Raw genomic sequence first — 11,609 nt, forward strand, 5'->3', positions numbered from 1 at the left:
ACGCCGTATAAGACGAAGATCTACACTGTATAGCGGGTCTGGCGAGAAGGGAAGAGATGATGTTCTACGGTGTCGAGATGACCGATCGGCGGCGCGAGATCCTGACCGAGGCGCTGGCCCTGGCGGACGAGCGGGGTCTCGCGGCGGTGTCCATGCGGGCGGTGGCGCAGCGCGTCGGTGTGACGCCGATGGCGCTCTACCCGCACGTCGGAAGCAAGCAGGACATGCTCGACGGGCTGGTCGAGCTGCTGATCACCGACCTGCCGATGCCGGCCGCCGGGCTGCCCTGGCCGGACCGGTTCGCCGGGTTCGCGCGCGCCGCGCGCCAGAGCGCCCGGCGCCATCCGACCGCGTTCGCGCTGCTGTTCGACCGGCCGGCGGTCACCGCCGACTCGCTGCCGGTGATCGACTTCCTCTACCAGCTGCTGCTCGACGCCGGGGTGCCGCGCACCGAGATCGCCCGGGCCGAGCGGATGCTCTCGACCTTCGTGCTCGGGTTCGCCGTCAGCGAGCAGGGCGGCCGGTTCGCCGGCGGCAGCCTCCCGGCGACCTCCCGCCGCGCCCAGCTCCCGGCCGACCACCTGCCCGCGCACCACGAGCTCGCCGCCGAACTGGACCAGCCGCTGGACCTCGACGCCGAGTTCGACGCCGACGTCGCCGACCTGATCGCCTTCGTCGAGCACGTCCTCGCCGCACCGCGCTGACGCCCGCCGCCGGGGCGACCGGCGAGTTCCGCGGCGAACCCGGAAGTCAGCTCAGCAGGACCACATCGAGATGGCGAGGGCCGTGCACGCCCTCCACCCGGTCGAACTCGATGTCGCTGGTGGCCGACGGGCCGGCGACGAACGTCAACGGCCGCACCGGATCCAGCCGGGCCAGCGCCTCCGGCACGGTACCGACCACCTGGTCGGCGCCGACCACGCAGACGTGATGGTCGGGCACCAGGCTGATCGCCCGCCGGCCCTGCGCCATCCCGGCATCCAGCACCAGGGTGCCGGTCGCGGCGATCGCCACCGCGCAGCCGGTCAGTACGGTGTCGGTCGCGTCCAGCGTGGCCAGCGGGTACGGGAAGTTCGCCGAGTCGCGGTAGATCGTGCCGGGGTAGCCGGCATGCCAGTCCTCCGGCAGGTCGTGCGGGACGAGCAGGGTCGAGGTCCGGTGCTCGGCGAGGATCGTCCCGACGGTGCCGGCGAGGTCGTCGGCGGCGCAGCGGTGCACGGTGGCCCGGTAGTCGGCGACCCGCTCGGCGAGCAGGTCGCGCAGCTGCGCCGGCCCGGCGCCGGTGCCGTCCCGGTGGTAGTCGCGCGCCACCGGCACGTCCTCGATCGTCTCGTCGGGGGGCACGTCGCGCAGCGCCGCCCGCAGCCGGGCCATGATCTCCGCACGGGCCTCACTCATCGGCGTGCTCCTCACTCGGCGCGGGCCGCCCGCTGCCCGACCCCGCCGGCCCGGCCGAGCTTCCCAGGGCCGCCGGCCCGGCCGGGGTGCCGGGATCGGGCGGCCCGGCCGGGGTGCCGGGATCGGGCGGCCCGGCCGGGGTGCCGGGATCGGGCGGCCCGGCCGGGGTGCCGGGATCGGGCGGCCCGGCCGGAGTGCCGGGATCGGGCGCGGCGGAGCGGCCCGGTCGATCGTCCCGGGCGCGCCACCAGTCCCGGAACGACTGGCGGGCCGGCAGCGGTGCGTCCCGGGAGGTGGTCCAGGCCGACAGCGGCCACGGCAGGTGTGCCAGGCTGCCGGCCGGCCCGCCCGGGCGCCGGCGCCGGCCGCGGCCGGTCAGCGCGGCGACCGGGCCGGTGGAGATCCGGGCCGCGCGCAGCGCGTTCTCGTACCGGCGCTGGTCGGACATCACCCAGGACAGGGTGCGCATCGCGGTGCGCTCCGCGGACGGGCGGTCCCGGGCCCCGTCCACACCGGACTGTCGCAGGTGGACCAGCACCTCCGGGATGTCGATCTTGACCGGGCAGACCTCGTAGCAGGCGCCGCACAGCGACGACGCGTACGGCAGCGACTTGTTCGCCGCGATGCCGGTCAACTGCGGCGAGATGATCGCACCGATCGGTCCCGGATACACCGAGCCGTAGGCGATCCCGCCGGTCCGCTCGTACACCGGGCAGACGTTGAGGCAGGCCGAGCAGCGGATGCAGGCCAGCGCCTGCCGGCCCACGGTGTCCGCGAGCGTGGCCGACCTCCCGTTGTCCAGCAACACGATGTGCACGTCGCTCGGCCCGTCGCCGGGGACGCTGCCGGTCCACACCGAGGTGTACGGGTTCATCCGCTCCGCGGTCGAGCTGCGCGGCAGCAGCTGCAGGAACACCTCCAGGTCGGCGAAGCTCGGCACCAGCTTCTCGATGCCGACCACGCTGATCAACGTCTCCGGCAGGGTCAGGCACATCCGCCCGTTGCCCTCCGACTCCAGCACCACCAGGCTGCCGGTGTCGGCGACCGCGAAGTTGGCGCCCGAGATCGCCACCCTGGTGGACAGGAACTTGCGCCGCAGGTGCCGCCGCGCCGCCTCGGCCAGTACCGCCGGGTCGTCGGTGAGGTCGGCCGGCGCGTCGGCCATCTCGCGGCGGAAGATCTCGCGGATCTCGGCCCGGTTGTAGTGGATCGCCGGTACCAGGATGTGCGACTGCTCGCCGTCGTCGAGCTGCACGATCAGCTCGGCGAGATCTGTCTCGGACGCGGTGATGCCGGCGCGGGCCAGCGCGTCGTTGAGTTCGATCTCCTGGGTGACCATCGACTTGACCTTGACCACCTCGTCGCTGCCGGTGGCCCGGACCAGGTCGGTGACGATGCGGTTGGCCTCGGCGGCGTCCCGCGCCCAGTGCACGGTCGCGCCGGCCGCAGTGGCCGCCCGCTCGAACCGCTCCAGCAGCTCCGGCAGGTGCCGGGCGACCCGGCGCTTGATGGTCCGGCCGGCCTCCCGCAGCTGCTCCCAGTCGTCCACTTCGGACACCGCGGCGGCGCGCTTGTCCCGGATGGTGCGGGTGGCGCGGCGGATGTTCGCCCGCAGCTGCGGGTCGGCCACCGCGGCCCGGGCCCGCTGCGGGAACGGCTGCGGCGGCGCCAGGTGCCCGGATCCGTGCGGCAGCACCGGAAGCAGCCGCCTGCCCTGCGGTGCAACGCTCATCGGCTCTCCCCCTTCGTCGCGATGCCGGCGTGGCACCGCGCCCGGTGTCGGCGCCGGCTCACCGGGTACCCCCGGTGCTGGCGAGGATCTCGGCGTAGTGCATGGCCCGGACCCCGGTACGCATCCGGCTCAGACCGCCGGCGATGTGTGCCAGGCAGGAGTTGTCGGCGGCGGCCAGCACCTCGGCGTCGGTGTCCAGCACGTGCCGGGCCTTGTCGGCCAGCATCGCGGTCGACACGTCCGGGTTCTTCACCGCGAACGTACCGCCGAAGCCGCAGCACTGCTCGGCCGCGTCCAACGCCACCAGCCGGATGCCGGACACGCCGCGCAGCAGCCGCAGCGGCTTGTCGCCCAACCCCAGCATCCGCAGCCCGTGACAGGTCGGGTGGTACGTGACCCGGTGCGGGAACTCGGCGCCCAGCTCGGTCACGCCGAGCACATCGACCAGCAGCTCGGACAGCTCGTACACCCGGGGAGCCAGGGCGGCGACGCGCTCGGCGAGGGCGGGATCGTCGGCCGCGAGCCGCGGGTAGGACTCGCGCACCATCGCGGCGCAGGAGCCGGACGGTGCGACGATCGCCTGGTACGGCTCGAACACGTCGACGAACCGGCGCAGCAACGGCATCGTCTCCGCCCGGTAGCCGGAGTTGGCGTGCATCTGGCCGCAGCAGGTCTGCGCGGCGGGGAAGTCCACCTCGTGCCCGAGCCGCTGCAGGATGCGCACCACCGCCTGCCCGGTACCCGGGTACATCAGGTCGTTGACGCAGGTCACGAACAGGCCGATGCGCACTGCCTCACTCCTTGCCGGTCTCGGTGATGCTGAACGCGACGATATGCCGCGCCCGGGTCGCGGACAGGTGTTCGGCCATCGCGGTCGCCGCCACGTCGGGCCGGCCGCCGGCGATCGCGGCGGCGACGGCGCGGTGCTCGGCGACGGTGTCGGTGGTCGGCCCGGCCGGCAGGTACAGCCGGTGCAGGTGCAGGTGGGCGTGCAGCCGGACGATCGAGTCGGCCAGCATCGGGTTGCCGGACAGCCGGGCGAGCCGGTCGTGGAAGGCCGCATCGTGCGCGGTGAACGGCGCGTACCGCCGGTAGTTGCTCGGGTCGATCTCGGCCGACGGCGGCGTCACCGCGGTCGCCAGCGCGGCTCGCGCCGCCGCGTCCGGGTGGCCGGCGGCCAGCCGCGCGGCCGGCACCTCCAGCAGCGCGCGCAGCTGGCACAGCTGCTCGAACTGGTCGGCGGTGAGCAGCGGGGTGGCGGTGTAGCCGGACATGGCGCGTTTGCGCACCAGGCCGTCGGATTCCAGCCGCGCCAGCGCCTCGCGTACCGGGGTGGGGGAGACGGCGAGGTCGCGCGCCAGCGCCTCGATGTTGACCCGCGCGCCCGGCTCGATCACCAGGTCCATCAGCTGGCCCTTGATCGACTCGTACACGTCGTCGACCAGCGTGGTGCGCTGCGCCGGCGGGGTCACCGGTGCCGGTCCAGGATCGTCGCCACGGCAGAATCCTATAGGATCTGCCGGCACCGGCACGAGGAGGAACGCATGGACCCGACCGGCACCATCCGGCTCGGCCGCACGAACCTGCAGGTCACCCGGCTCGGGCTGGGCACCGCGCCACTCGGCGGGCTGTACGACGCGGTCGGCGACGAGGCCGCCGTCGACACCGTCCGCCGGGCCTGGCAGCTGGGCCTGCGGCTGTTCGACACCGCCCCGCTGTACGGTGCGGGCCTGGCCGAGCGCCGCCTCGGCGCCGGGCTCGCCGGGCTCGACCGCGACCGGTACGTGCTGGCCACCAAGGTCGGCCGGGTGCTGGTAGCGCGCGGGAGCACCGCCGGCGCCGACCCCGCCGGGCAGGACATCTACGTCGAGGACTCGGGGTTGACGCCGGTGTTCGACTTCTCCTACGACGCGACGCTGCGCTCGCTCGACGACAGCCTGCGCCGGCTGGGCGTCGACCGGATCGACATCGCGCACATCCACGACCCGGACGAGCACTACGCCGCCGCGCTCGACGGCGCGTACCGGGCCCTGCACGAGCTGCGCGAGCAGGGGGTGATCGGTGCGGTCAGTGCCGGGATGAACCAGTCGGCGATGCTCGCCGACTTCGCCCGGGACGGTGACTTCGACTGCTTCCTGCTCGCCGGCCGGTACACGCTGCTGGACACCGGTGGGCTCGCCGACCTGCTCCCGGTTGCGGCGGCGAAGGGCATCGCGATCATCGCCGGCGGGGTGTACAACTCCGGGCTGCTGGCAGACCCCCGGCCGGGCGCCACCTTCGACTACGCGCCGGCGTCCGACGAACTGGTGGCGCGGGCCCGGCGGATCGGCGCGGTCTGCGCCCGGCACGGGGTGCCGCTGCCGGCAGCGGCGATCCAGTTCCCGTTCGGGCATCCGGCGGTGGCCTCCGTGGCGATCGGTGCGCGCAGTGTGGTGGAGATCGAAGAGAACGCGGCCATGTTCACACATCCGATCCCTTCCGCGCTATGGTCCGAGCTGAAAGCGGAGAAGCTGCTGGAAGAGGGGGTGCCGACGCCGTGACGCCGGCAGATACATCCGATCACCCAGCGGCGACCTCTCGGCACGTCGTGATCGATGCACACCACCACCTCTGGGACCCCGACCTGGGCTACAGCTGGCTGGACGCGCCCGAACTCACCGCGATCCGGCGCCCGTTCACCGCGGACGACCTGCGTGCCGAACTCGGTGCGCACGGTGTGTCGCGCACCGTGCTGGTCGAGGGCGGCTGCTGCCGGGCCGGCGAGGTGCCCCGCCACCTCGCCATCGCCGCGGCCACCCCGGAGATCGCCGGCGTCGTCGCCTGGGCCGACCTGACCGACCCCCACCTCGCGACGACCCTCGCCGGCTACCGCACCCTGCCCGGTGCGGACAAGCTCGTCGGCATCCGAGACCAGGTGCAGGGGCGGGCCGACGCCGACTTCCTGGACACCGCCGAGGCCCACGCCGGGCTCGCCGCGATCGCCGCCAGCGGACTCGCCTTCGACCTCGTCGTCCGGGTCGACCAACTGCCCGCCGCCGCCCGCGCCGCCGCCGCCCATCCCGACCTGCGGTTCGTGCTCGACCACCTGGGCAAGCCGCGCATCAGCGCCGGGGCGGCCGGGCTCGCCGAATGGCGTACCGCGATCGCGCCGCTCGCCGCCTGCGGCAACGCCACCGCGAAGCTGTCCGGGCTGGTCACCGAGGCGGACTGGGGCCGCTGGAGCGTCGCCGACCTGCGCCCGTACGTGGCCGCCGCGATCGAGGCGTTCGGCGCCGACCGGCTGATGTTCGGCTCCGACTGGCCGGTGTGCACCACCGCCGCGAGCTACGGCCAGGTGCTGACCGCGCTGCGCGCCGCGCTGCCCACCGAGACGACCGACACCGAGCGCGAGGCCATCTTCGGCACCACCGCGCGGACCACCTACCGACTGGAGGCATGACAACGTGAAGCTGATGCGGGTCGGCGCACCCGGCGCCGAACGCCCGGTGCTGCGTACCGACGACGAACGCCACCTCGACCTGACACCGGTCACCGCCGACATCGACGGCGCGTTCCTCGCCGCCGGCGGCGTCGAGCGGGTCCGCGCCGCCCACGTGGCCGGCGAACTGTCCGAGGTGGACGTCGCCGGGCAGCGGGTCGGCGCGCCGATCGCCCGGCCCGGCGCCGTGCTGTGCATCGGGCAGAACTACGCCGCGCACGCCGCCGAGTCCGGCTCCGAACCGCCGACCGTGCCCATCCTGTTCTACAAGGGCAGCAACACCGTCGTCGGTCCGTACGACGACGTGCGGATCCCGCGCAACAGCGCCAAGACCGACTGGGAGGTCGAGCTCGGCGTGGTGATCGGACGCGAGGCGTCCTACCTGGACTCGCCGGAGCAGGCACTGGCGCACGTCGCCGGGTACGCGGTGTCCAACGACGTGTCCGAACGTGCCTTCCAGAACGAGCAGTCCGGCGGGCAGTGGTCCAAGGGCAAGAGCTGCGCCACGTTCAACCCGCTCGGGCCGTGGCTGGTCACCGCCGACGAGGTCGGCGACCCGCAGCAGCTGGGGCTCCGCTCGTACGTCAACGACGAGCCGCGGCAGGACTCCACCACCGCCGACATGATCTTCACCGTCGGATACCTGATCTGGCACCTGTCGCAGTACCTGGTGCTGGAGCCCGGCGACCTGATCAACACCGGTACGCCACAGGGGGTCGCGCTGTCCGGCCGGTTCCCCTACCTCGCGGCCGGCGACACGATGCGGCTGTCCATCGATGGGCTCGGCGAGCAGCGCCAGTCCCTCACCAACGCATAAGGCGGCACCATGGCGACGATCACCGCGGTGGACACCGTGGACATCCGGTTCCCCACCTCGCGGGAACTGGACGGCTCCGACGCGATGAACCCCGATCCCGACTACTCCGCCTCGTACGTGGTGCTGCGCACCGACGACCCGGCGGTACCGGACGGGCACGGGTTCACGTTCACCATCGGCCGTGGCAACGACGTGGTGTGCGCCGCGATCGGTGCGCTGGCACCGCTGGTGATCGGCACCGACGTGGCCGCGCTGTGCGCCGACCCGGGCGAGTTCGGGCGGCGGCTGACGCACGACTCGCAGTTCCGCTGGCTCGGCCCGGAGAAGGGCGTCATGCACCTCGCCGCCGCCGGCATCCTCAACGCCGCCTGGGACCTCGCCGGAAAGTGCGCCGGCAAGCCGGTGTGGCGGCTGCTCGCCGAAATGTCACCGGAGCAGCTGGTCGACCTGGTCGACTGGCGCTACCTGACCGACGCGCTCACCCCCGACGAGGCGCTGCAGCTGTTGCGGGACAAGGTACCCGGCCGGGCCGAGCGGACCGCCGCGCTGCTCGCCGACGGCTACCCCGCCTACACCACCTCGCCCGGCTGGCTCGGCTACCCGGACGACAAGGTGGTCCGGCTGGCCAAGCAGGCGGTGGCCGACGGATTCGGCCAGATCAAGCTGAAGGTCGGCGCCGACCTCGACGACGACATCCGGCGGTTCGCCGCCGCCCGTGCCGCCGTCGGCCCGGACCTGCCCATCGCCGTCGACGCCAACCAGCGGTGGGACGTGCCCGCCGCGATCGAGTGGATGGCCGCCCTCGCCCCGTTCACACCACACTGGATCGAGGAACCCACCAGCCCGGACGACATCCTCGGCCACGCCGCGATCCGCCGCGCCGTGGCGCCGACGCTCGTCGCCACCGGCGAGCACGTGCACAACCGGGTGATGTTCAAACAGCTCCTGCAAGCCCAGGCGGTCGACATCGTGCAGATCGACGCCGCCCGGGTCGGCGGCGTCAACGAGAACGTCGCGATCCTGCTGCTCGCCGCGAAGTTCGGGGTGCCGGTGTGCCCGCACGCCGGCGGCGTCGGGCTGTGCGAACTGGTCCGGCACCTGTCGATGTTCGACTACGTCGCCGTGTCCGGGTCGCTGACCGGGCGGGTCATCGAGTACGTCGACCACCTGCACGAGCACTTCGTCGACCCGGCCGTGATCGAGCGTGGCTGCTACCGGGCGCCCACGGCGGCAGGGTTCTCCACCGAGATCAGGCCGGAGTCGATCGCCCGCTATCGCTACCCGGACGGGCCGGCGTGGCGCTGAACGTCGACCTGGCCGCGCTGTCGGCCAGGCCGGTGGGTTCGGGGGATGGCGGGCGCGAAACACCTTCCCCCACCCTCCCGGGGGCGACCCCGACACAACGATAGCCCGCGATTCCGGTCGGGGCGGCGGATCCCGGGCCGGCTGTGGACGGTGCGGGGGTGCTGTGGACGAGCTGGACGACGCCCCCGCAACCGTGCTAACGGACCCGCGCGCGCCTGCCCACCACGGACCCGGCGACGCGACCGACCGCGCGCCTGACCATGCGCCTGAGCAGCCGCCCCACGAACCGGCGTCGCTCGCCGCGCTGCGCATCCTCGCCGACGCGGTCGCGGCCGGTCACCGGGACCCGTTCGACCCCGCGGTACCGCTGATCCTCGCCGCCGGGCCGCTCGCCGGCAGCGGCGCGCCCGGTACCGCACGGGTGGCCGCGATCGGGCTGTCGCCGCTGTCCGACGCGGTCGGGGAGACTCGGGCCGAGGGGCCGTTCGGCGCCGCGTTGCGGGCCGCGGGGGCCGCCACCCTGGCGCTGACCGGCCGCGCTGACCGGCCGTCGATCCTGCTGCTGCGCAACGGATCGGCCGAGCTGCGCGACGCGTCCGAGCTGGCCGGCACCGGTACCGTCGCCGCCACCGACATGCTGGCCGCCCGCTACGGCGAACGGGCCGGGATCGCGGTGATCGGGCCCGCCGGGCGGCGCCGGGCGCGGGCCGCCACGATCCTCACCGACCGGTACTTCCCGCTGCCGCGGCTCGGTTTCGGCGCCGTGCTGGGCGACCGCAACCTCGTCGCGATCGTCTGCCTCGGCGGGCCGGCCCCGCCGGTCGCGGACCCGCGGGCGCTGGCGACGGTGGCCGCCCGCTACCGCGCCGAGCAGCCGGCCAACCCGCTCACCGAGTGGCAGCACCGCCCGCCCGGCTTCGGCGTCTGGCCGTACGGCGCCGAACCCGGATACGGTGCGCGCCACAACTTCACCGACACCGTCGCCACCGCCGGTGCGGGACTCGCGCCGGGCCGGTTCCTCGACCGGTACCGGGCCGCCGCGCCCTGCCCGGACTGCCCGACCGACTGCCTGAAGGTGTTCGCGCCGCCCGGCGGCCCGCCGGTCGCCCTGCATCAGGAGGCGGTCGCCGCGCTCGGACCGAACCTCGGCATCGACGACGCCGACACCGTGCTGGCCGCCGCCGCGGCGTGCCTCGACGCCGGGCTCGACCCGGTCTCGGTCGGCGGCACCCTCGGCTGCCTGTACGAGGCCGCGCACCGTGGCCGGCTCCCCGCCGGTTGGCCGGACTGCGGCTTCGGTACCGACCCGGCGCCGTTCATCGCCGCCGCCGCGGACGGCGACGACGAGTTCGCCGCCGCGCTGCGCGACGGAGCAACCCGGCTCGCCGCCCGGCTCGGCGTCCCGGACGCGGCGATGGCGGTACGAGGGGTCGAACTGCCGCCGTTCGACCCGAGGATCCAGCCCGGCCTCGCCCTCGCGTACGCCGCCGCACCAACCGGACCGCGCTACGACACGGTCGAGCACGACCTCGACTTCGATCCCGCTCTCGGTGCCCCACACTGCTGGCCGCAGCTGCGCGAACTCGGCCTCACCGCGCCGGAACCGGCGCGGCGGCTGGACGCCGACCGGGCCGACCGCACCGCGGTGCTGCTCGCGCTGTGGTCGGCGCTCGACGCGTACGGCATCTGCCCGTACGCGAGCACACCGACCAGGCCGCTGAGCCTGGCGCTGCTCGCCGACCTGATCGCCGCCGGCACCGGCCACCGGCTCGACACCCCCGCACTGCTGGACCTCGGTGCCGACCGGCTGCGCCGGCAGCACCGGATCAACGACGCGCTCGGCGTCACCGAGCCGCGGCGGCTGCCGGACCGGATGCACACCGAGCCGGTGGCGGCCGGGGTGCACGCCGGCGCGGTACTCGACCCGGACCGGTTCGCCGCCGCCCTGGCGCGGCTGCGGGCCGGACTCGAACTGTCCTGAACGGAGGAACGCATGGGTGAGTTGGACGGGCTCGTCGCGGTGGTGACCGGCGGCGGCTCCGGAATCGGGAAGGCGTGCGCGGAGGCGTTCGCCGCTGCCGGGGCACGGGTCGGCGCGCTCGACGTGCACCCCGGCACCCCGACCGACCAGGTGCTGCCGGTGACCGCCGACGTGACCGACAACGCGGCGCTCGACGCCGCGATGGCGGCCGTGGCGGAACGGTTCGGCGGCATCGACATCCTGGTCAACAACGCCGGCATCAGCTCGGTCGGTACCGTCGCCGACAACGACGACGCCGAGTGGCACCGCAACCTCGACGTCAACGTGGTCGGGGTGGCCCGCGCCACCCGGGCCGCCCTGCCGTACCTGCGGCGCAGCGACCACGCCGCGATCGTCAACACCTCGTCGATCGCCGCCACCGCCGGTCTGCCGCAGCGGGTGCTGTACTCGGCGACCAAGGGCGCGGTGCACGCGATGACGCTCGCGATGGCCGCCGACTTCGTCGCCGACGGGATCCGGGTCAACTGCGTGGAGCCGGGCACCGTGGACACACCGTGGGTGGCGCGGCTGCTGTCGCGTACCGCGGATCCGGCGGGGGAGCGTGCCCGGCTGCAGGCCCGGCAGCCGATCGGCCGGTTGGTCGCCGCCGACGAGGTGGCGCGCGCCGTCTGCTACCTTGCCTCGCCGGCGTCCGGCTCGACCACCGCCACCGCGCTGCCGGTCGACGGCGGCATGTTCGGTCTGCGCCTGCCCCGCGCCTGACCGCCGCGCGCCGGACCGCCGCGCGCCGGACCGCCGCGCGCTGGACCGCCGCGCGCTGGACCGCCGGGCGCTGGACCGTCGGGCGAGGCGCTACGCCCAGGGGCGATCGTCCCTGCGTGCTAGCGTGTTGCCCGGT

At 74.2% G+C, this 11,609-nt stretch carries 11 protein-coding genes; 7 read left to right on the plus strand and 4 right to left on the minus strand.

Annotation, left to right across the window (positions count from 1 at the left end; genetic code table 11):
- Window positions 1–77: 77 nt before the first annotated feature.
- Window positions 78–704: a TetR/AcrR family transcriptional regulator gene (locus Athai_RS09885; protein WP_203961227.1), complete on the plus strand. Its 627-nt coding sequence runs from the start codon at window positions 78–80 to the stop codon at window positions 702–704.
- A gap of 46 nt (window positions 705–750) precedes the next feature.
- On the opposite strand, the gene Athai_RS09890 is transcribed toward Athai_RS09885, so the two are convergent.
- The 4 genes from Athai_RS09890 to Athai_RS09905 are packed head-to-tail and all read right to left on the minus strand — an operon-like array spanning window position 751 to window position 4,602.
- The gene (locus Athai_RS09890; RefSeq protein ID WP_203961228.1) at window positions 751–1,398 is read right to left on the minus strand and encodes a LutC/YkgG family protein; all 648 of its coding nucleotides are present in this window, start codon (window positions 1,396–1,398) and stop codon (window positions 751–753) included.
- Window positions 1,391–3,130 (minus strand): lactate utilization protein B, encoded by a 1,740-nt coding sequence (locus Athai_RS09895; protein WP_338028126.1) that lies wholly within the window; start codon window positions 3,128–3,130, stop codon window positions 1,391–1,393. The genes Athai_RS09890 and Athai_RS09895 overlap by 8 nt, the downstream gene beginning before the upstream one ends.
- Window positions 3,131–3,188: 58 nt before the next feature.
- Entirely contained in the window at window positions 3,189–3,920 is a 732-nt protein-coding gene (locus Athai_RS09900; RefSeq protein ID WP_203961229.1) for a (Fe-S)-binding protein, read from the minus strand.
- Between the two features lie 4 nt (window positions 3,921–3,924).
- Window positions 3,925–4,602, minus strand: coding sequence for a GntR family transcriptional regulator (locus Athai_RS09905; protein ID WP_239156838.1), 678 nt, complete (start codon window positions 4,600–4,602; stop codon window positions 3,925–3,927).
- Between the two features lie 72 nt (window positions 4,603–4,674).
- Here Athai_RS09905 and Athai_RS09910 point away from each other — a divergent pair, with 72 nt between their 5' ends.
- From Athai_RS09910 to Athai_RS09935, 6 genes are all read left to right on the plus strand, one after another.
- Complete coding sequence (locus Athai_RS09910; RefSeq protein WP_203961230.1) at window positions 4,675–5,670, plus strand: aldo/keto reductase; 996 nt, start codon at window positions 4,675–4,677, stop codon at window positions 5,668–5,670.
- 47 nt (window positions 5,671–5,717) lie between these two features.
- Complete coding sequence (locus Athai_RS09915; RefSeq protein WP_239156839.1) at window positions 5,718–6,569, plus strand: amidohydrolase family protein; 852 nt, start codon at window positions 5,718–5,720, stop codon at window positions 6,567–6,569.
- Between the two features lie 13 nt (window positions 6,570–6,582).
- A complete protein-coding gene (locus tag Athai_RS09920) occupies window positions 6,583–7,425 on the plus strand; it encodes a fumarylacetoacetate hydrolase family protein (RefSeq protein ID WP_338028177.1) in 843 nt (280 codons plus the stop codon).
- Between the two features lie 9 nt (window positions 7,426–7,434).
- Window positions 7,435–8,730: an enolase C-terminal domain-like protein gene (locus tag Athai_RS09925; RefSeq protein ID WP_203961233.1), complete on the plus strand. Its 1,296-nt coding sequence runs from the start codon at window positions 7,435–7,437 to the stop codon at window positions 8,728–8,730.
- A gap of 163 nt (window positions 8,731–8,893) precedes the next feature.
- Window positions 8,894–10,711: an aldehyde ferredoxin oxidoreductase N-terminal domain-containing protein gene (locus tag Athai_RS09930; protein WP_203961234.1), complete on the plus strand. Its 1,818-nt coding sequence runs from the start codon at window positions 8,894–8,896 to the stop codon at window positions 10,709–10,711.
- A gap of 12 nt (window positions 10,712–10,723) precedes the next feature.
- On the plus strand, window positions 10,724–11,473 hold the full coding sequence (locus Athai_RS09935; protein ID WP_203961235.1) for an SDR family NAD(P)-dependent oxidoreductase: 750 nt from the start codon (window positions 10,724–10,726) through the stop codon (window positions 11,471–11,473).
- The last annotated feature ends 136 nt before the right edge of the window (window positions 11,474–11,609 follow it).

Source organism: Actinocatenispora thailandica, from assembly GCF_016865425.1.
In the GTDB taxonomy this organism is placed as follows: domain Bacteria; phylum Actinomycetota; class Actinomycetes; order Mycobacteriales; family Micromonosporaceae; genus Actinocatenispora; species Actinocatenispora thailandica.